Raw genomic sequence first — 22,474 nt, 5'->3', positions numbered from 1 at the left:
AAGTCTAATTATTTTCAATTATAATTCCATTACTTTTCCAACATGACCATAAATAAAATTGTCGAGCTCACTTAAAACCTTCATGGCATTGAACCCTGTGCAGTGTATGGGCATTATAAATTCTAAATCGCTGTTATTTAGGTATTCATAAACTGTGTTTATATATTCACTTGAAGACACAACCAAATGGAAACCCCCAATAACTCCCCTGATTTTATTTTTGTTTATCTTTTTGGCATATTCTATTACATTTATAATTCCACTGTGAGAGCATCCGGTAATTACCACATCATCAACTATTATAAACATGTCATCATTTACACTGTCGATTTTAAAATTGCTATTGCTGTTATTACTGTTATTATATTCATTACAGTTATTCATTAATTTATAAAATATTTCTGGTTCGTATGGATTATTTCTTTCAACCTTTCCAGATATTATCATATTATCTTCAAAATACGGTTCATTTACCAATTTCAAATGTCCATAATTCTTTAAAAATTCTTTTATATTCTTATCGATTCCTATGTATCTTTTATTTTTAGAATATCTATCAAGAAAAGCGTCTGGATGAATATATATAGGAATGTCCATGTCAGACTTTTTGTTTTTATATTTATCCATAAAATATGTCAATCCATCGGTATGGTCGTAATGTCCATGACTTATAACTATACAGTCAAAATTATCATCTTCACCCATGAGCTCTAAGTTCTTATTTAAAACATAGGGATTTTGACCTACATCAAATAGTATTTTTTTATCCTCTGTTTTTACGATTATTGACAATCCATGCTGAGCAAAGTATCTTTTGTATGCTATATCATCAACAAGAATTTTTATCTCCATTTAACCACCGCTTATATATTGTAAATATAATAACTTTAATCTACAATATATATTTATCCCATAGGTGCAAAATAAATAAGCAAGTGTATATTTTATAATAAAAAATTTGAAGATAATTATTAAGATGAGATAAATAAATTAAAAAAATTAAAAGGAATAAACAAAAAAATAAATGTGATAATATGAAACTTTTTGGAATTATAGATGTATCAACAATAGATTATCCAAAAAAATGCTCTGCTGTTGTTTTTATGAGTGGTTGTAATATGAAATGTGGGTACTGTCATAACTATAAACATATGATGGAAAACATCTATGAGATGACTCCCGAGGAGGTATTTAAAAATATAGATTTAATGTTTGCAGAGGCAATAGTAATAAGCGGAGGGGAGCCAACACTTCAACCCAATGATTTAAAAGAACTCTGCATTATTGCAAAAAAAGAAGGTTTCTCAGTAAAACTGGACACAAATGGGACAAATATTGAAGTTGTAAAGGATTTAATAGATAATAAACTAATAGACTATATTGCCCTTGATGTAAAATGTGCCTTTGAAAAATACAAAAGTATTACAGACTATGACGGGGAAGAGATAAAAAAAAATACACCGGAGCTCCTAAACTACTGTAAAAAAAATAATGTTTTTATTGAATGTAGAACAACATTTATACCTGATATAATGGATGAGAGGGATATAACAGAAATAGCCAAAACTGTAAAGGACTGTGATTTATACACAATTCAGCAGTTTGACAGAGAACATGCTTGGAAAGAGGAATATAAAAAGATGAGAGAACCCACAACAAATGAACTTGTAGAGCTCGGGAAGATTGCAAAAGAATATGTTAAAAATGTTGTTGTAAAATCAAAGGACGAGATAATTCATATAATCAAATAATAACTTAATAATCAAATAAAAAAAGATGATACTATGGAATTAAGAGAATGGGAGCCATTATACAATGAAATTATGGAGGATTTTGGATTTAGTAAAGAGGATGATTTAAAAAGTGCCTTAATGCTAAGTGATATAATAAGAGATATAAAAAATAATATTCCATTAAATAATATGGATGAATTGATAAAAAACAAAGATGTTTATGTTTTTGGAGCTGGACCATCTTTAAAAAAGCATGCTAAAATTGTAAAGGAATTAATTGAAAGTAATTATATTAATGAAAACGATAAAAAAAATAATAATAAAGAAAATGGCAATAAATACAAAAACAAAAATTACATAATAATATCAGCAGATGGTGCTACAAAGGCACTATTGGAAGAAAATATTGTTCCAGATATAATCGTTTCAGATTTAGATGGTGATTTAAACTCAATATTTGAAAGCAACGAAAGAGGTTCTGTTGTTGTGGTTCATGCCCATGGCGATAACATGGACAATATAAAAAACCATGTATGTAGATTAAAAAATATTATTGGGAGCTCCCAGGTTCCAAAGGATATTCCCTATCTTATAAATTATGGTGGATTCACAGACGGGGATAGATGCTGTTTTTTTGCAGAGCATTTTGGAGCTAAAAGGATAATATTATGTGGCATGGACTTTGGAGAATACACTACCAAATATTCCAGACCTTATTTAAAAAATGATATTGAAAAGGCAGATGATATTAAAATAAAAAAGTTGCAGTATGCTGAAAAATTAATCAATTGGCTTAAAGAAAATGGGAATAGTGAAATAGTTTTTATTGATGAATTATAATAATACAACATTTATACTAACTATTACTTGAATACAGTAGGAAATATGACATAAATACAATATGATATAATAATATGACATAATACGGTGATTTTTTGAAACAGTTTAATGTGCTATCAATAGGCGGATATGACCCAACAGGAGGAGCAGGCATTGTTGCAGATGCAAAAACAATTAAAGTGCTAGGTTGTAATCCATTAACGGCAATTACTGCCATAATCCCACAGAACAATTTAAAATTATATAATAAAATTGATTTGCCAAAGGAAGAAATAGAAAATCAGCTAAATGCTATTTTTGAAGATTTTGAAGTATCTATTGTAAAAACTGGCGTATTGAATAATGATGCCCTAAATTTAATACTAAAATACCAAAAAGAATACGATTTTAAAATTATTTGTGACCCAGTTCTAAAATCTACCACAGGATACGATTTTATAGATAACGAATTAATTGCAAAATATTTCAAATTATTTGAAAAATCCCATATAATTACACCAAATAATGAAGAATATAGCATAATAAAGAATTTTGATGAGTATGAAAAACTAAAAAATAACAATAGTTATATATTAATCACTGGAACAGATGACAGGCTTTTATATAACAACAAAGAATTAAGAATATTTAAAGGAAAAAAGATAAATAAAGAGGTTCATGGGACAGGATGTGTTTTTTCTTCCGCAATTGCTTCCTTTATGGCAAAGGGATATGATATTGTCCATGCCATTAAGGAGGCAAAGAATGTGGTATTGTCTTCTGTAATTTATGCCAATAAAACAAAATACGGCTATAACTCAAATCCAACCTATATAAATAAAGAAAGAGTTATAAAAAACCTTAATTATGCCATTTATTTGTTAAAAAAGATGGATTTTGAAGATTTTATCCCAGAAGTTGGCTCAAATATTGCAGAAGGGCTTGTTCTTCCAAAGAGCTATAAAGATATTGCGGCATTAACCGGGAGGATTATAAAAAACAAACTTGGAGGAATTGCAAATAATGGCATGAGCTCTGAAAGATTTTATGTTGTTGGAGATATAGAGTTTGGAGCTTCGGAGCATATATCAAAAATAATACTTGCGGCAAACTCTTTTGACCCTAAAATAAGAAGCTGTATGAATATAAGATATTCTAAAAAACTTGTCAATATCCTTGAAAATGAAGATTGCGGTTTCACCGTGTCATCCTTCAACAGAAAAGACGAACCAGAAAATGTATCTTCAATGGAATGGGGGACAAAATTTGCATGTGAAAAGTTTGGAGGAGCTCCGGATATAATATACGATAGAGGCGGAGATGGAAAGGAGCCGATGATACGAGTGCTTGGTCATGATTCAGTGGATGTAATCAAAAAGGTAGAAATGCTTATAAAAATATATAATAAAAACATATAACAGATATAAAGAGCACATAAAGCATAGGTAGGATAAAAAAGGTAGAAAAAGAGGAATATACTAATAGGATAATAGAATAATAGAAATTAGTGAATTACTCCTCCTTTTCGGAAGGAGACTTCTCGCCCGCAAGAGTTAAATAATATATTTTTTATTATATTTTATGGCTTAATTTTAAGGTAGTGTATATAAAATTTAATTTATTAATATTTTAGGTGATGTAATTGGCAAATATAGTAGTTAAAAAATTGGATATTACACCAATAGAAGAAAGACCAACAGAAATTGTAGAAAGAAAAGGATTGGGACATCCAGATAGTATCTGTGATGGTATAGCAGAAAGTGTAAGTGCGGCATTATGTAAAATGTACAAGGAAAAGATGGGAACAATACTTCACCACAATACAGACCAGGTAGAGCTCGTTGGTGGTTATGCCTACCCGAAATTAGGAGGAGGTCATATGGTGAGCCCAATATATATTCTTTTGTCAGGTAGGGCTACCATGGAAGTATTTGACAGGGAGAAAGGCGAAACAGTAAAACTTCCAGTTGGAACCGTTGCAGTAAATGCAGCAAGGGATTATTTGAAAAAAGTTTTGAGAAATGTTAATTTAGAAAAGGATGTTGTTGTAGATTGCAGAATCGGGCAGGGCTCCGTGGATTTAGTGGAGGTGTTTGAAAGACAAAAAACAGACATCCCACTGGCAAACGATACATCATTTGGGGTAGGTCATGCTCCATTCAGTATTACGGAAAAACTCGTTTTTGAAACTGAAAAACTTTTGAACAGTGATGAGTTGAAGAAGGAGCTTCCTGCTGTTGGAGAGGATATAAAAGTTATGGGGTTGAGAGAAGGTAAAAAAATTACATTAACAATTGCCATGGCAGTTGTGGATAAATATGTAAATTCAGTTGAAGAATACAATGAAGTAAAAGAAAAGGCAAAGGCAAAAGTTGAAGAACTGGCAAAAAAACTTGCCAATGGCTATGAAGTTGAAGTATGCATAAATACAGCAGACACCGATGACTGTATATTCTTAACAGTAACAGGAACATCAGCAGAAATGGGAGATGATGGTTCCGTTGGAAGAGGAAACAGGGCAAATGGATTAATTACGCCATTTAGACCTATGAGTATGGAAGCTACAAGTGGTAAGAATCCCATAAACCATATTGGGAAGATATACAACATATTAGCAAACTTAATTGCAAATGATGTTGCTGAGCTCGATGGGGTAAAAGAGTGCTATGTAAGAATACTTAGCCAGATAGGAAAACCAATAAACGAGCCAAAAATTCTAGATATTGAAATTATTATAGAAGATGGCTACGATTTAAAAGATATCGAACCAAAAGCAAAAGAAATAGCAGAAAAATGGTTGAACAACATTACAGAGGTTAGAGACAAAATAATAGAAGGAGAAATAAAAACATTCTAATTAATATACTATTCTATTTTATTATTTTTTATTTTTTATTCTGTTCTATTTTTTTGAACTCTTCAACTACATTTATAATTTCCCTAATGTTTTCTATCTTTATATCCGCAACATCCAATGCCTTTTTTGAAACATTTCCATTTTGAAGGGTAATCACAGATAAATCACTTTCAAGCATTGCCGGAACATCGTTGGAGGCATCACCTACCATAATTACTTTATAACCTTCTTTTTTTAAATTCACTATCAATTCCTTTTTGAGATTTTGGTGTGCCTCAGGCATAATATATTTTTTATTTACTCCAATCAATTCACTTAACTTTTCAACGGCATGCTTGCTATCCCCAGATGCTACAAAAACCTTTATTTTCATTTCCTTTAATTTTTTAATAGTTTCAGGCACTTCTGGAAAGATACAGCCCCCCGTGGTTATGGTATATTCTATTTTACCTTTTATAGTATCAACAATTACTGCATACCCGTAGTCCGTCCCTATCTCAAATCTATCCAATATGCTTACTGGGTCTTGTAGTTCTTTTAGTTTAGTTTTTCTGTCTTTTAAAATATTTTCTTTAATTATTGGAGGATTACAGTATGATATTCCCCATTCTGTTCTACTAAGTAAATCTGCTATGGGAATTTCAGGATTTAATTCCATTAAATTAATATTTTCCTTTATAATAATTAATGCTCTCCCCTTTTTTTCATCTACAATATCCACTGTTTGATTATCGCATAAAAATTTCTGAGAATCCACCTCCTTAATAATTCGTTTAACACGCACAAGTGTTCCCGAACAGTCAAACACCAAAGCTATTTTCATAATATCCCCTTATTGATAATAAATATTATAGATATTGTATTTAAAAATTTTCTGTTAATAAAAATATTAATTAATATATTTTAATTAATAAATATTAACTTAAATAAAAAATCCGTTTTGAACCTAAAAATAATATATAAATTAATAAATATAATTGCCTAATATAAAAATGGTGCAGGGGAGGGGATTTGAACCCCCGAACCCCTATGGGACTGGATCTTAAGTCCAGCGCCGTTGGCCAGGCTTGGCAACCCCTGCTCAATTACTTGCATCATTACATATTAAAAACATATATATATACTTTTCGGTTATTATTATTATTTAGTATAGTATATAGCAATAAAGTTAAAAATATATTTTATTTTTATATAATATAGAAAATATAATCTTTTTGAAATATTTTATTTTATAGCACCGTATGGATATAAGAGGGAAAAAATGGAAATGCCTAAGGAATATTCTATCGAATTAGAAAAAGAGATTCAAAAGAAATGGGAAAAAAACAAAATTTATAAATTCAAAAACGATGAAAAACGACCGCCATACATTATAGATACGCCACCGCCATATCCAACTGGAAGGATGCATTTGGGACATGCTTTAAACTGGACATATATGGATATTATAGCAAGATTCAAAAGAATGAACAACTACGATGTGTTATTTCCGCAGGGATGGGATTGCCACGGGCTCCCAACAGAAGTTAAGGTTGAAGAAATCTACGGCATTACAAAATCAGACATTGATAGACATGAATTTAGAAAACTATGTATAGAACTCACAGAGGAAAATATAAAAAAAATGAGAGAGCAGGTTAAATCCCTTGGTATTTCAATAGATTGGGATAGGGAGTATATAACAATGAACCCAGATTATGTTAAAAAATCTCAAACTGCATTTGTAAGAATGTATAAAAAGGGTTTAATATATAGAGGAAAACACCCCGTAAATTGGTGTCCAAGATGTCAAACTGCAATTGCCTTTGCAGAGGTAGATTATAAGGAAAGAACTTCCAAACTGAACTACATAAAATTCCCATACAGTGAAGATGAAAACAAATATTTGGAAATAGCAACATCAAGACCAGAATTATTAGCAGCATGTGTTGGTATTGTGGTGCATCCAGAGGATGAGAGGTATAAGGATGTTGTTGGAAAAACTGTAAAAGTTCCGTTATTTAATCAGGAGGTTAAGGTATATCCTGATAAGGATGTTGAAAAGGAATTTGGAACTGGGGTTGTAATGGTATGTACCTTCGGAGATAAGACAGATGTTGTCTGGGTAAATAGACATGGTCTTGAAGTTAAAAAGGCCATTAATGAAAAGGGTGAGCTCTCCGAAATTTGTGGAAAATATGCAGGTATGAAAACAGAAGATGCAAGAAAGCAGATAATTGAAGACCTTAAAAACGAAGGATATTTAATAAAACAAGAACCATTGAAGCAGAATGTAGGGGTATGTTGGAGATGTAAAACACCTATTGAAATCATTGTTGGCGACCAGTGGTTTGTAAATGTTAAAAAACTATTGCCAAAAGTTAAGCAGGCAACAAATGAAATTAAATGGATACCTGAACATATGAAAACAAGATTATTGCAGTGGATTGACGACATGGATTGGGATTGGTGCATAAGTAGGCAGAGGTTATTTGCCACACCTATTCCAGTATGGTATTGTCCAGATTGTGGAGAAATAATCGTGGCTAAGGAGGAAGACCTTCCAATTGACCCAACAAAAGAATGTCCATACACTTGCAAATGCGGAAATAAAAATTTAATTCCTGAAACAGATGTATTGGATACCTGGATGGATTCATCTATCACTCCAATGGTAATAGCAGGATGGATGGATGATGAGGAGTTTTTCAAATCCCACTACCCAGTTCAACTCAGACCGCAGGGGCACGATATTATAAGAACATGGGCATTCTACACAATTATAAAATCCATAGCATTGACTGATAAAAAGCCATGGGATGAAATAGTTATAAACGGAATGGTGTTTGGTGAAGATGGATATAAAATGAGTAAAAGTAGGGGAAACATTGTAGAACCATTTGAGATAACAAAAAACTACGGTTCAGATGCTTTAAGGTTGTGGGCGGCTAACAGCACCCTTGGAAACGATGTTCCATTTGCATGGAAGGAAGTTGATTATGGATACAGGTTTTTAAGAAAGTTCTGGAATGCTTCAAGATTCGCAAAGATGAATTTAGACGATGAAACAATTGATGCCATTAAAAATATTATAAATGATTCAAAGGTGAAATTAAATTTAGGTGGCGAAGAAGGTGATGTTCCTAATTCATGCAACTGCGTAAATCTAAACAACCCTGTGGATTTGTGGATATTAAGTAAATTAAACAAATTAATCAAAAAAGTGAGCGAAGATTTGGAAAACTACAAATTCAACACAATAGCGGATATTCAAAAATTTGTATGGCATGAATTCTGCGACAACTATATTGAAATGGTAAAATATAGATTGTATAATAAAGAAGACACAGGAGAGGCAAAAATAAGCAAATTCAACGCACAATATACACTATACACTGTAATTACAAATACACTAAAACTTATGGCTCCATTTGCACCACATTTCGCAGATATTGTTGGAGATATTTATAAAGTAGATAATCTCCACACATCGTGGTGTGTAATTGATGAAAACTTAATAAATGAAGAAAATGAATACATTGGAGAAATTGCCAAAAACACCGTAGCTTCCATAAGAAGATACAAATCCAATAAAGGTATGCCTTTAAATGCTGAGCTCAAAAATGTTGAAATCTATGTTTTAGATGAAAATGAATACGAAGGAATATTGAAGGTAGTTGGTGATATAAAGGGAGCTCTGAATATAAAGGAATTGAATATAATAAACGGAAAGCCAGAATTGGAGCAGAAAATTGTTGAAGTTATTCCAAACAAATCAAAAATAGGTCCAGAGTTCAAAAAGGACTCCAAAAAAGTCATGGACTTCATAAAAGATGCAGATGAAGAAACCATTGAAAAAATACTAAATGAGGGACTTGAAACAGAATTTGGGTTATTGACAAAGGAACATATTAAGAGCGTTAAGAGAGCCCTGTTAAATAAAGGGAAAATTGTAGAAACTATGGATATAGATGGATTAGTTGATGGAATCGCCATAATCAAATAATATTTTTAATTTTTATTTATTATTTGAATTTAGTTAAACGTATAAACTTTTGTTTAAATATTATAAACATATTTTAACTTCCAAAACACTTATATATTACATAATATAACGATATCTAATCCATTCAAACTTATAACTAAAAAAAGTGATTGTTATGATATATAATAGAGCAAAATTAGATATAAAGAAAAAATTAATGTATTTTTTGTGTTTATCTGTGGTATTAATTTTTATATCTCCTGCAATGGCAAACTCAGGTATAGGCATGACAAGTGGAGTTGAATATGGAGATATACTACCACATAGCACCATAATTCTAAGTATGGCTATTATTATGTTGGGCGGTTTATTGGGTGTTTTATTTTCGAAATGGTTTAATTTATCAAGAATAATATCTATATTAACCATCTCAGTAGGTTCTCTATTGGGGTGTATATACGCCATAACTATTATATTAAATAACAAAACCTATGAACTTACATATCTAATGGGGTATTTAATTCCATTGAGTTTTAAAATAGATCCAATCTCAATGTTTTTTTCAGCTGTCGTGCTATTGGTTTCAATAATGGCTGCAATTTACAGCTATGGATATATGGATGACAAAAAAAGAAAATTGGCAATAGGATTTCAGTATTTAAACTTTGCAGTTCTTGTAGCTTCAATGGTTGGAGTTACAATATCAAACAACAGTATTATTTTCTTATTATTTTGGGAATTAATGTCCATTTCATCATTCTTACTAGTTATGTTTGACGGATTCAAAGAGGAAGTTAAAAAATCAGGTTATATTTATTTGATATATACTCATGCAGGAGGAATGTTCATATTCGCATCATTTGCCTTGGCATATATGAGCACAGGCTCTATTAGTTTTGACCATTTTTCCAGTATGCCTGATATCGTAAAAATGGCAGTATTTCTCCTTGGATTTATAGGTTTTGCATCAAAAGCTGGGGTATTTCCATTTCACTCATGGTTACCGTATGCACATCCTGTGGCACCAAGTCATGTTTCAGCAGTAATGTCTGGTGTCATGATTAAAATGGGTATTTATGGAATTATCATGCTTTTATTGCTTCTTGGAATAAATAATATTTACATTGGATATTTGATATTAATATTGGGCATATTATCTGGAATTCTTGGAGTGGTTTATGCCCTTGCCCAACACGACATTAAAAGACTACTTGCATACCATAGTGTCGAAAACATAGGAATTATATTAATAGGATTGGGTATTGGATTAATTGGAAAATATTATAACAATGAAACCATAGCCTTATTGGGATTTGCAGGAGCTCTCCTCCACGTTCTAAATCACGCCCTATTTAAATCATTGCTATTTATGGGCGCTGGCGCTGTGATAAAATCCACAGGAACACACTCTTTGGAAGAGATGGGAGGTTTAATGAAAAGAATGCCTACAACAAGCTTGGCTTTCCTTATAGGTTCTCTTGCAATATCTGGAATACCTCCATTTAATGGGTTTGTAAGTGAGCTCTTAATATATATGGGTGGTTTCAACGGACTTAACAGTTCGATTGGACTATTAACGGCATCCACATTTGGCATCATTGCACTGGCACTTATAGGAGGTCTTGCGACGGCATGTTTTACCAAGGTATTGGGAATATCTTTCTTGGGAGAACCTAAAACTAAGGCATCTGCCAATGCCAAAGAATCCCCATATTCCATGAGAATTCCTCAAATAATATTGGCTTTAATCTGTGTGATTATAGGTATTCTTCCAACATTCTTTGTATATTCAATTACAAAAATAGCACAGAATTTAAATCTTGTAGAAATAACATGTTCTCAACTATCGGTATTTCCAAAGCTAACGGAAATTTACTTAATATTAATAGCACTTATTTCAATATTGGTAGTAATAAGAGCTTTAATATATAGAACTAAAACTGTTGATGGATATACATGGGATTGTGGTTATAGTGCTCCAACTGCAAAAATGCAATATACTGCATCATCCTACGCCAGTCCCATAGTGGAATTCTTCAAACCATTTGTAATTATAAAACTCCATGAAAAACCTGTTGAGGGAATATTTCCAAGTAAAGCCAAATATCACTCAGAGAGTAAAGACTTGGCTGAAGCAGTGTTTGAATTATTACTTGTGAAACCGATTTCATATGGATTGTTGTTGCTAAGATACCTTAAAGATGGAAACTTTAACTACTATATGGGTTATGTAATAGTATTAATATCGGTCCTTTTAGCATACATTTATTTGATAAGGTGGTAGGATGGAATCTATAATATACTATATTCTCACCGTTTCACTTGCTCCGCTGTTTCCAGCTGTAATTGATAAAATAAAGGCAGTATCTGTGGGTAAAAAAGGACCTTCATTATTTATCAAATACTACGACTTGATAAGATTCTTAAAAAAGGAGTTGGTGTATAGCAAAAGCACCACATGGATATTCAGATTTGCACCACTAATTATAATAATTACCTACTTACTGGCACTTTTATTCTTTCCAATTGCAGGAGAAAAACCAGTAATTTCATTTAACTATGACTTTATTGTAGTGGTATATCTATTTGCATTAAGTAGGTTTTTTTTATTACTAAGCTCACTAAACACAGCCTCATCATTTGAAGGAATGGGTGCCAGTAGAGAGGCATTTATGTCATTCTTGGCAGAGGGTTCTTTATTTATGACATTTATATTGGCGGTAAAACTTACAGGAGTTCCGAGTTTAATGGGATTTTTAGGAAATATTGGAGCTCAGATTTTATGGCATCAGGCAGGAATATTTGCTATAATGTCCATAATCGTTATATTTATGATATTAATTGTGGAAAACGCAAGAAAACCAATAGATGACCCAGATACACACCTTGAATTAACCATGATTCACGAAGTAATGATTCTCGATAACAGTGGTCCTGATTTAGGGTTGATGGAATTTGGATCATTTCTAAAATTCCTGTTTTTTGGAGGGGTACTTTCAAGATTAATATTTCCAGTAGACTACAATATAGGAGCTCTGAATTATTTAATATTCATAGTTGGATTGTTTATAGTAGCATCTGCATTAGGACTTCTTGAATCAATTAGTGTTAGATATAAACTTCCAAGAAATACAACATTTCTAATATCATCATTTGCCATTGCCACACTTGCTTTAATATTCTCCATAGGGGTGAAATAATGATTGAAATATTATATTATCAAAAATTAATTATTGCACTTATAATTGGAACGGTATTATTTGCATTATATACCCATAGATTATTCTCCCTGGTTAAAATTATAGCCCTTCAAAGTTTTTTAGTATCAACTCTAACAATAGTTCTTGGAGGTGGAGAAATAACAACATATGGTTTAATAATAGCCATAAGTACTTTAGTTATAAGGTCTTTCTTTATACCAAGTTTTCTTATATATACCACAAGAAGGGGAAATTTAAAACGAGAACTCAATCCATTGATAGGATATAAAGCGTCTCTATTCTTCGGATTAATAGTTATCTCGATACTATATATATGGTCGGGATATTTAGATTTCGATATATCAAAAAAACTACTGTTTATTGGAGGGATGGCATTAATAATTCCCGCACTGTTCCTTTTAATGGCTAGAAAAAAGGCAATCACTCAGGTATCATCGTACTTAATGCTTGAAAATGGAATATCTATTGTGGGCTTAATGATTGGGAAAAACATGCAGTATGTTGTTGAATTTGGAATACTTCTGGATGTTCTCATCTGTGTAATGCTTATGACAATATTAATTAACCAAATTAACAAACTATATAGTCCAAATGAGTATCGAAAATAAAAAATGGCTATATATATTATATTAAATAAATAGAGGCTAAATAATAGAGGCGTATAATATGGATGAATTAGTAGTTATAATACCAGCATTGGCAGGCATTATTGCATACTTTATAAGGGGAAATTTCACAAGATATATCCCCTTTTTAACGGCAATAATCCAAAGTATTATTACGGCATACATATGCATTGAACCCAATCAGATGATTTTGTTAAAAAATTATATATTTATTACACCCCTTGGAAAAATAGTGCTAGCTTTAATTTCATTGTTGTTTTTAATGGTATCCTATTACTCCATAGATTATCTTAAAAACTCTCACTATGAATCAGAACATATTTACAGCTCCATGTTGTTGTTCTTTGTATCTGCAATGAGTTTAACAGCAATATCTGACCATATAATACTTACATGGATAGCTATTGAAGCCACAACAATTTCAAGTGCCCCCTTAATATTTCTACACAAAACCAAAGATTCAATTGTAGCTACATGGAAATATCTAATTACATGCTCCGTTGGAATATCACTCGCATTGTTAGGTTCTTTCATTATATTACAATCAATTAGCCAACCTGAACAAATTTCGGGGCTTTTATTCTCTAATCTAATGGCATATACTGGAGCCATAAATCCAATGTGGTTTTTAATTGGATTTGTATTTATACTTATAGGATATGGAACAAAGGTAGGTCTGGCTCCAATGCATATATGGTTATCAGATGCTCATGGTGAGGCTCCAAGTCCAGCATCGGCTCTACTCTCGGGGGCACTGCTGAACTGTGCATTTTTACCAATATACAAATTTGATACTGTTGCCGGACATTTTGGATTGGGTGAAATCACAAACAGTATGATGATAACTCTTGGTTTATTTTCAGTATTTGTTGCAGCCGCATTTATGCCAGTCCAGAAAGATTATAAAAGATTGCTTGCATATTCAAGTATTGAGAATATGGGCATTATCACATTGGGGGCAGGAATTGGCGGAATTGCGTTTTTAGGGTCAATTTTTCACATGATAAATCACTCACTTATCAAATGTGCCCTATTCTTAGCTACTGGAAATATGCTCCTTCAATATGGCACAAAGGAGATATCAAATATAACAAACTTCTTTAAAATATTGCCAAAAACTGCATTTGCATTTACACTTGGTGCCATAGGTATCACAGGATTTCCGCCCCTTGGACTGTTCCTAAGCGAGTTGTTGATAATATTTGGGGCATTTGCAGGACATCATTATATAGTCGGGTTGTTATTAATAATTGGATTAATATTGGTAATTGCAGGATTTTCTAAAAAGATTATATCTATATGTTATAGCAAATCTAAAGAGTATAAGGTTGTTAAACCCCTTAAAGAAAGCTTTGGATTATATGGTCCAAGTTTGATATTATTGTTTCTTTCATTTATAATAACTATCCTTATGTTTAGTCCCTATCAAGAATATGTTTTGAATTTTTTACTGCATTGAGGTGAATAGAATGGGATTATTAAAAATTGAGAACGGAGTTGCTGTAAATATTGAAGATATACCATTATTAACTTTTGATGAGTTTAAAGATAAAATTTTGAAATTTACAAAAACAGGATATGTTGTTCAGCATTTTGCAGTCCCTTGCTATGGAATTAAAGGTGATACAACCAACAATAAAAATAATAATGAAAATAACAATAAAAATAAAACTAGCTATAAAATATATACAGTTTTAAGAAATGACGGCGGATTGTATGTGATAAGCACCATAGTTGGTAATTCTTATGAATCCCTTTCACAGTATGATATTAAATTCCACATGTTTGAAAGAGAAATTGCAGAACAATTTGGAATTGTGCCAAAAAATCACCCTTGGCTTAAACCTGTTAGATATCATAAAAATTATACTGGAAATCCTGATGTATTTGGAAACGATTACACTATGCCAATTCCTGGAAATTACCCATTCTATGAAGTCGAAGGAGAAGAAATACATCAGGTTGCAGTTGGGCCTGTTCATGCTGGAATTATTGAGCCAGGACATTTTAGATTTAACTGTATTGGTGAAACTATTTTAAATCTTGAAATACAGCATGGATATCAGCACAGGGGCATTGAAAAACAGCTTATAACCTGTAAAAAAAAGATATTACCTCCTTTAATTGAATCAGTGGCAGGAGATACTGTAATAGGAAACAGTATTTGTTTTTCAGAAGCTATTGAAGGGTTATGTGATTATGTGGCGAATGAACCTTTATTAAATTATAGAAGGTTATTGTTAGAAATAGAAAGAATCGCAAACCATATTGGAACCTTAGGAGGTCTTGCAGGGGATGTTGGGTATCTACCGACTGCATCATACTATGGTAGAATCAGAGGGGACTTCCTCAATATGTTTGTATTTATATGTGGAAATAGATTTGGCAGGAGCTCAGTTCAACCATTTGGAGTCCCGTTTAAACTCAGTGATAGTCATATTGTAGAACTCATTAGAAGGTTTGAAAAACTTAAAAAAGAGGTTATTGATGTTGGAAACCTAATGCTCGATAACCCAGAAGTTCTTGGAAGATTTGACTACACAGGTATGGTAGATACAGAAACAGCCAAGTTAATAGGTCTTGTAGGTCCAGCAGGCAGGGCTTCAGGAATCGAATATGATGTAAGGAAGAGTTTTTCAAAGGCTAAAAATATTTACGACCGCGGTATAGAACTTGTGGTTAGAAAAGACGGGGCTGTTAGTTCCAGAGCAAAAACATACTTTTATGAAACACTCGATTCCATAGAGTTTTGTATGGGTCTTCTTAAAGTCTCAGATTTAAAAATTAACAGTAATAATAACAGCAGTAATAATAATGGCAATAGTAAAAAATTAGAAGAAATTACATTAAAACCTAACAGCTTTATAATAACTATGGAGGAGGCTTGGAGGGGTGAGCTCTCCCACTGCATAATTACCGATGAAAATGGAAATATAATAAGATATAAAATAAAAGACCCATCATTCCACAATTGGACAGCACTTGAATTAGCGGTTAGAAATGAAGGGATATATGACTTTCCACTGTGCAACAAAAGTTTTAATCTATCATACTGTGGTTTTGACCTTTAATGAGGTGTATATATGAACAACATACTTAGCAATAGGATAAGGCAAGGGTATAGAACGGTTGAATTTCCCAGCGATAATATACAGCTCCCTGAGGCATATAGGGGAAGACCAATTTTAAATCCTAATGCATCTGATGAAGATGTGCAAAAGGTGGCATCTTTATGTCCAGCAGATGCAATAAACCCAGATGAAAGAACTTTGGATATGGGAAAATGCCTATTTTGTGGTAAATGTCAGTCCATAAAACAGAATTTTATAAGATTTACAAGAGATTATAGGATGTTTGTCTTAAAAAGGGAAGATTTGATTATAAAAGATACCTTAAAAGAACCAGATACAAGCAGTTTAAAAACTATAAAAAAATTATTTGGAAAATCCGTGTATATGAGGGAAGTTTGTGCTGGTGGCTGTAATGCCTGTGATGCCGATATAAATGTTTTAAATACACCAGTTTATGACTTGTCCAGGTTTGGTATTAAATTTGTGGCATCACCAAGACATGCGGATGGTCTTGTAGTTACAGGACCTATCACAAAAAATATGGAGCTTGCACTTATGAAAACATACGATGCAACTCCTTCTCCAAAATTTGTTGTTGCAGTTGGCACATGTGCAATATCGGGAGGAATATTTAGGGAAAACGAGGAAGTGGTTGGCGGGGTTGATAAAATATTACCTGTGGATTTATATATCCCAGGATGCCCTCCACACCCATTTACAAATCTATATGCATTTGTAAAATTTTTTAAATAATGGAGTATAATAATATTATGGTATGGTAAATTTTAGTAAAATATATTTTCACCTTCACCTTATTTTAAAATTAAATTTAAAATAAATTACATACATAATGGAGAATCAAAACCACCACATATCCAACTAGCACAAATGGAACAAATGGGTATGTTGTAATTAAATTTAATTCATTAGGTATTTTTCCCTCCTTATGTAATTTTTGTAGGAGCTCTACATCTTCCTTACAAAGACCTTCCCCATCGGTCATAATTATTTTATCGTATCTATCATTTTTCCTCAGTTCTGCATTTACCATCTGCTTAAATCTTTTCATAATGTTTGCACTTTCTACCTTAACATCTTTATCTTTTATATAAATAATATCTCTTAATATATCTCCTTCTTTTAACTCAGAGACGGGTTTTTTTGAAAATATTTCAGCACCAGTTAAAGCATAAATCACTATGGATATAAGGGTGAGCTCCCCCACATATATGATAAATGATAGAAGAATATTGTTGTTTATAAAATAACTGCTGTCAATTAAATAGATTCCAATTAAATAAATCGGTGCTAAATAACCAGCTTTTTTTATAATATCTTTATATTGTGGTATTTTTCGAGATATAAATATCGAAAGTATTATATACCCCCAAAGAAACAGCGAAGCATAGGGAATGTTATAATAATTCAATAGATATATTAAAAACCCAAATACCACAGCCAAACCCGTTGATGACGGAATAATATCTTTCCAATAGGTTCTTAATATATTGGTCATTGGATATAATGCAGCAAATACTGCACTCATACCAATTAATAGCAATATAGGTTTTGGAATATGGAATATATTTTCACCATAGGCAAACAGCGGAGCTAATGCCGTAAAAAGTTTTATATCTCCACCACCCATACCTATTCCAAGTATTAAACATAAAACCAATGTTGCAAAAAATGCCCAAATGGATTCCATACCAAATAGATAATATCCAATAGGTAAATTTATCAAAATCATCAAAATAACTATAGTATGAGGAATTTCTCTTTTTTTAATATCGGTATATGTTGCAATACATAAAAGGATAAAATTAAGAATGTATGCAATAGCCAAATAATCAAAACTCATCATGTTATCACTACAATATAGTTATTAAATCATAAAAAAATATATTTTAGTTTATTCTAAATTATTATTCTTTCCAACTTTCTTTTCAACATTTTCTTTAATTTTCATTAGTATATCCCTATTATTTAGCACCTCTATAGCTTCCTCAATTTCCTTATCTTTGGTGAGCTCTAAAATTTCCTTCAATATCTCACATGCAACATCTGGCTTATGAACCCATACACAATTCATACAACTCCAAATCTCTGTTCCATCTTTCCTTTTAATCATTTCTCCAAGTTCTTCATCCCCACATGGATAAAATGGACAATAACACCATAAACATACCTGCCCATCAAAATGGCATGGATAATATTGGCAGTTTCTATTTGCCCCGCAAACTCGAAGGACTTTTTTAAGATGTTTTTTTGCAAGCTCTATCATTAATCTCACCAGTGCGTTTTATATTTATATATTTTATAAAAGTATGTATATTAATATATTGTATGATTTACAATTTATTTTACAAGTTTATAATAAATAAAAGGTGGATAAATGGAAAATAAATCAAAAACAGAGAAAAAGCTAAAAAGAAAGCTATATACTATGAAAGATTTAATAAATTTGGCAGAAAAAATAGAAAATAAAGATTTAAGAGATAAGGTAATAAACTTTATAAAAAATCCCCTTCCAACCCATGAGGACATTGAAGATACAAAAATAACCCTTGAAGACTCACCGGCGAGTATAAAATGGCATCATAAATACAGGGGAGGATTGATTGAACATACTTTGGCTACCACAAAGATGGCATTAAAAATGGCTGAGGCACTTGAAGAGATATACGATTTGAACATTGACAAAGATTTGATAATAGCGGGAGGATTACTCCATGATATTATGAAGCCGCAGAATTATATTGAAGATAAAGAAACAAAAAAATACGACCATATTCAAAACTTCCATTTGGAGCATCTCACCTTGGCAGTTGCAGAGCTCTACAAACAAGGATTTCCAATGGAACTTATAAAAATAGTTGCATCCCACCATGGAGAATATGGGGCAATGAGGCCAGATTCAATAGAAGGATGGTTGTTGCATTATGCAGATAATATAGATGCTTCTTTAAACGATATAGCCATTAGAATATGTCAAGCAAGGGCAAGGGATATGGGTATTGACGAAAATGAAATATATTCCCTATTCACTCCTTTAAAGATATATGAAATACGAAAAAAAGAGGGAAAGGATGCATTGAAAAATAAATTAAATGAAATATTTAACAGCGAAGAGGAGTGATTTACTGTCCTTACGGACGGAGCTTCCTTCCTGTCCCGTAGTCTCCACAGGCGTCACTGCACTTCCCAGCCCTAGGCTACCTTTTCTTTTTGGTAGCAACAAATATTGTGAAAATTTATATAAATAATTTTCAGCTTTCATCCCTTCCGTAAGGGGGGACTTCTCGCCGAAATAAGTTAAATAATTTAAAATTTATATATCCTCTATAAAATGGTTTAAATACATTTAAATATAATTTTAGCTATAATATATGTGTAGTTTTTATATTTTAGTTGGGTGTAGTTATGGCTTTAATATTAAAGAACGCCAATATTATAAATGTATATACTGGGGAAATTTTAGAGGGAAATATCGGCATAAAAGATGATAAAATAGTTTTTGTCGATTATTACAATGATATTGATTTAAATAAATTTAAAAATGCTAAAATAATAAATTTAAATGGAAAATTTGTATCTCCAACATTTATAGATGCTCATATACATATAGAATCATCCCATGTAATTCCTTCGGAGTTTGAGAAATATGCCCTTTTAAACGGCGTGTCAAAGGTAGTTATTGACCCACATGAAATAGTTAATGTTCTTGGTATTAAAGGCATTGAATTCATGTTAAATGATGCTCGTATTCTTGATGTTTATTGCATGGTTCCTTCCTGTGTGCCTGCAACAGAGCTCGAAACCAGTGGAGCAAAGATTACACCAAAAGATATTGAAGATTTATTTAAAAATGAAACATATAAAAATAAGATTCTCGGACTTGGGGAGGTAATGAATTATATTGGAGTCATAAACAGGGATGAAGAAGTATTAAAAAAAATAAACATTGCCAAAAAATATGGAAAATTAATAGATGGACATGCCCCACAATTAACAGGATTGGATTTAAATAAATATATTGGAACAGGCATAATGTCGGACCACGAATGCACCACCGAAGAAGAGGCCCTTGAAAAAATACGATTGGGACTTAAACTAATGATAAGGGAAGGAACTGCATCAAAAAATATAGATATACTAAAAATACGGAACAATATAAACGATATTAGAAATATGACCCTTGTAAGTGATGACATATCAATTAAGGATTTAAAAGATGGTTATTTAATAAATACCTTAAAAAAAGCCACAAAATATGTTTCACCAGTTGAAGCTATTCAGATGATAACCATTAATCCAGCAAATTATTTTGGATTTGATATTGGAATAAAACCATCAAATAACGCAGATTTGATTATTTTTGAAGATTTAACTGATTTTAAAATAAATAATGTAATGATAAAAGGGAAATTTTTAGAAGAATATAATTTATTTAAAAATAATTTATTTAAAAAAGGAGCTCTACAACATACCAATTATACCAATCATAATAAATATACTAAATATAATAATTATATTAAATATAATTCAATGAATTACTCATACAAATCAGAAGAGGATTTTTTAATTAAAGGGATTGATATAAATATAGAACCAAAAAAATCGGCAAGGGTAATAGAACCAATAAAGGACTCCATTATTACCAACGAAATCATATTGGATGTTTCCGAAACAATAGATAAGTTAAATAAAAATGAATTAAATAGAATATATGTTATAGAAAGACATAAAGGAACCAATAGGATAGGAAAGGGATTAATCCATTTCTTAAAAAAAGGAGTAATTGCATCATCTTATGCCCATGATAGTCATAATGTAGTAGTTGTTGGGAATAATTTAAAGGATATTGCCATTGCAGTCAATCATTTGAAGGATATTAATGGAGGGTTTGTTGTTGTTGAAAATGGAAAAATCTTAGAATCTGTTCAATTAAATATTGCTGGGCTTATGGGGTGTGATGGAGAGTATATTTATAAAAAAATTGAATCTATTGAGAGAAAAACAGAAAATTATGTGCTGTATGATACCAATTTATTTTTAACCCTGTCATTTTTAACCCTTTCTGTAATTCCAGAATTAAAAATAACAGATTTTGGACTTGTAAAAAACAGCAAGGTTGTTGATTTAGTGTTTTAATATTTTGGTGATAATATGATAAAAACAGTTGTTGGGAGCTACCCTGTGGTAATTAAAGAGCCAGAAAACTTTTTAGAAAAAATTAAAGACAAACTTGGAATGTTTGATAGATACAAATATGCCATAGAAAAGGCAGTGATAGACCAATTAAATGCTGGAATAGATGTATTAAGTGATGGACAGGTGCGAGGAGACATGGTTGAGATATTTGTAAGCAACCTATACGGATTTGAGGGAAAAAGAGTGGTGAATAAAATTGAACATACTAAACCCATTACATTAAAGGATATAAAATTTGCAAATGCCATTTTAAATAAAAACAATAAGAATAATAAGAATAATACAATTAAAAATAATAGAATAAATAAAAGCAATTCCTATAAAAGCATTAAAGGAATATTAACAGGACCATGCACAATTGCATCATCCATAAGAGTAGAAAGCTATTATTCAGATAATAAGGATGAATCATTAATATATGATTTAGCAAATGCCTTAAAAAAGGAGGCAGAAGCAATTCAAGATTATGTATCTATGATACAAATAGATGAACCAATATTATCCACAGGAATGTATGAATTGGATACTGCAAGAAGGGCCATTAAAAGAATCACGGAAAATTTAAAGGTTCCTGTTGCCATGCATGTATGTGGAAATGTGGCAAATATATTTGAAGAGTTGAATACCTTTAATGTAGATATTTTAGACCATGAATTCGCTTCAAATAGAAAAAATTTAGACATTCTTGAATTCATTGATAAAAAAGTTGGTTTTGGATGTATAAACACGAAATTAAAATCAGTTGAATCAGTTGATGGGATAAAGGATTTGCTTAATGAAGGTTTGGAAATATTGAAAAATAATAATTCATTTATGGGATTAAATGGGGATATAATTAACAAATTAAATAGTCATGTGATAATAGACCCTGACTGCGGGATGAGGTTGCTTCCACTGGATGTTGCATACAATAAATTAAAAAATATGGTGATTGCATCTGAGGAGTTTGAAAATGAAGTAAAATAAAGA

General features: G+C 31.5%; 18 protein-coding genes and 1 tRNA gene. 14 read left to right on the top strand and 5 right to left on the bottom strand.

The window, feature by feature from the left end:
• Window positions 1-18: 18 nt before the first annotated feature.
• Entirely contained in the window at window positions 19-852 is an 834-nt protein-coding gene (locus tag F7B34_RS05005; RefSeq protein WP_292460737.1) for an MBL fold metallo-hydrolase, read from the bottom strand.
• 182 nt (window positions 853-1,034) lie between these two features.
• Here F7B34_RS05005 and F7B34_RS05000 point away from each other — a divergent pair, with 182 nt between their 5' ends.
• The 4 genes from F7B34_RS05000 to F7B34_RS04985 all read left to right on the top strand — a co-directional run bounded on the left by F7B34_RS05000 (window position 1,035) and on the right by F7B34_RS04985 (window position 5,409).
• A complete protein-coding gene (locus F7B34_RS05000) occupies window positions 1,035-1,751 on the top strand; it encodes an anaerobic ribonucleoside-triphosphate reductase activating protein (protein ID WP_292460736.1) in 717 nt (238 codons plus the stop codon).
• A 33-nt stretch (window positions 1,752-1,784) separates the two neighbouring features.
• Window positions 1,785-2,573, top strand: coding sequence for a 6-hydroxymethylpterin diphosphokinase MptE-like protein (locus F7B34_RS04995; protein ID WP_292460735.1), 789 nt, complete (start codon window positions 1,785-1,787; stop codon window positions 2,571-2,573).
• A gap of 95 nt (window positions 2,574-2,668) precedes the next feature.
• On the top strand, window positions 2,669-3,970 hold the full coding sequence (locus F7B34_RS04990; RefSeq protein ID WP_292460734.1) for a bifunctional hydroxymethylpyrimidine kinase/phosphomethylpyrimidine kinase: 1,302 nt from the start codon (window positions 2,669-2,671) through the stop codon (window positions 3,968-3,970).
• 224 nt (window positions 3,971-4,194) lie between these two features.
• The gene (locus F7B34_RS04985; RefSeq protein WP_292460733.1) at window positions 4,195-5,409 is read left to right on the top strand and encodes a methionine adenosyltransferase; all 1,215 of its coding nucleotides are present in this window, start codon (window positions 4,195-4,197) and stop codon (window positions 5,407-5,409) included.
• A 28-nt stretch (window positions 5,410-5,437) separates the two neighbouring features.
• Here F7B34_RS04985 and F7B34_RS04980 read toward each other — a convergent pair whose 3' ends face one another.
• Both F7B34_RS04980 and F7B34_RS04975 read right to left on the bottom strand, forming a co-directional pair.
• Window positions 5,438-6,232, bottom strand: coding sequence for an HAD family hydrolase (locus tag F7B34_RS04980; protein WP_292460732.1), 795 nt, complete (start codon window positions 6,230-6,232; stop codon window positions 5,438-5,440).
• 170 nt (window positions 6,233-6,402) lie between these two features.
• A tRNA-Leu gene (locus tag F7B34_RS04975) sits at window positions 6,403-6,490 on the bottom strand.
• Window positions 6,491-6,670: 180 nt separating this feature from the next.
• On the opposite strand from F7B34_RS04975, the gene F7B34_RS04970 reads away from it, so the two are divergent.
• The 7 genes from F7B34_RS04970 to nuoB all read left to right on the top strand — a co-directional run bounded on the left by F7B34_RS04970 (window position 6,671) and on the right by nuoB (window position 17,044).
• Window positions 6,671-9,394, top strand: a complete 2,724-nt coding sequence (locus F7B34_RS04970; protein ID WP_292460731.1) for a valine--tRNA ligase — start codon at window positions 6,671-6,673, stop codon at window positions 9,392-9,394.
• Window positions 9,395-9,548: 154 nt separating this feature from the next.
• A complete protein-coding gene (locus tag F7B34_RS04965; RefSeq protein WP_292460730.1) occupies window positions 9,549-11,657 on the top strand; it encodes a proton-conducting transporter membrane subunit in 2,109 nt (702 codons plus the stop codon).
• Between the two features lies 1 nt (window position 11,658).
• On the top strand, window positions 11,659-12,573 hold the full coding sequence (locus F7B34_RS04960) for a respiratory chain complex I subunit 1 family protein (protein WP_292460729.1): 915 nt from the start codon (window positions 11,659-11,661) through the stop codon (window positions 12,571-12,573).
• Complete coding sequence (locus F7B34_RS04955; protein WP_292460728.1) at window positions 12,573-13,202, top strand: hypothetical protein; 630 nt, start codon at window positions 12,573-12,575, stop codon at window positions 13,200-13,202. The genes F7B34_RS04960 and F7B34_RS04955 overlap by 1 nt, the downstream gene beginning before the upstream one ends.
• A 58-nt stretch (window positions 13,203-13,260) precedes the next feature.
• Window positions 13,261-14,679: a proton-conducting transporter membrane subunit gene (locus F7B34_RS04950; protein WP_292460727.1), complete on the top strand. Its 1,419-nt coding sequence runs from the start codon at window positions 13,261-13,263 to the stop codon at window positions 14,677-14,679.
• Between the two features lie 10 nt (window positions 14,680-14,689).
• The gene (locus F7B34_RS04945; RefSeq protein ID WP_292460726.1) at window positions 14,690-16,291 is read left to right on the top strand and encodes a hydrogenase; all 1,602 of its coding nucleotides are present in this window, start codon (window positions 14,690-14,692) and stop codon (window positions 16,289-16,291) included.
• A gap of 12 nt (window positions 16,292-16,303) precedes the next feature.
• On the top strand, window positions 16,304-17,044 hold the full coding sequence (gene nuoB, locus F7B34_RS04940; protein WP_292460725.1) for an NADH-quinone oxidoreductase subunit NuoB: 741 nt from the start codon (window positions 16,304-16,306) through the stop codon (window positions 17,042-17,044).
• Window positions 17,045-17,120: 76 nt separating this feature from the next.
• Here nuoB and F7B34_RS04935 read toward each other — a convergent pair whose 3' ends face one another.
• Window positions 17,121-18,155, bottom strand: a complete 1,035-nt coding sequence (locus tag F7B34_RS04935; protein ID WP_292460724.1) for an A24 family peptidase C-terminal domain-containing protein — start codon at window positions 18,153-18,155, stop codon at window positions 17,121-17,123.
• A 48-nt stretch (window positions 18,156-18,203) separates the two neighbouring features.
• Window positions 18,204-18,575, bottom strand: a complete 372-nt coding sequence (locus tag F7B34_RS04930) for a cysteine-rich small domain-containing protein (protein WP_292460723.1) — start codon at window positions 18,573-18,575, stop codon at window positions 18,204-18,206.
• Between the two features lie 162 nt (window positions 18,576-18,737).
• Between F7B34_RS04930 and F7B34_RS04925 the strand changes: the two genes are divergently transcribed.
• The 3 genes from F7B34_RS04925 to F7B34_RS04915 all read left to right on the top strand — a co-directional run bounded on the left by F7B34_RS04925 (window position 18,738) and on the right by F7B34_RS04915 (window position 22,471).
• Entirely contained in the window at window positions 18,738-19,430 is a 693-nt protein-coding gene (locus tag F7B34_RS04925) for an HDIG domain-containing metalloprotein (protein WP_292460756.1), read from the top strand.
• A 284-nt stretch (window positions 19,431-19,714) separates the two neighbouring features.
• Window positions 19,715-21,445, top strand: coding sequence for an adenine deaminase (ade, locus tag F7B34_RS04920; RefSeq protein ID WP_292460722.1), 1,731 nt, complete (start codon window positions 19,715-19,717; stop codon window positions 21,443-21,445).
• A 15-nt stretch (window positions 21,446-21,460) separates the two neighbouring features.
• Window positions 21,461-22,471, top strand: a complete 1,011-nt coding sequence (locus F7B34_RS04915) for a methionine synthase (protein WP_292460721.1) — start codon at window positions 21,461-21,463, stop codon at window positions 22,469-22,471.
• Window positions 22,472-22,474: the final 3 nt, after the last annotated feature.

Origin of the sequence: Methanothermococcus sp. (assembly GCF_015523155.1) — an archaeon.
In the GTDB taxonomy this organism is placed as follows: Archaea; AGJL01; Methanococci; order Methanococcales; family Methanococcaceae; genus Methanofervidicoccus.
The sequence above is the reverse complement of the archived record's forward strand: the minus strand, read 5'-3'. Positions and strand labels throughout refer to the sequence as shown.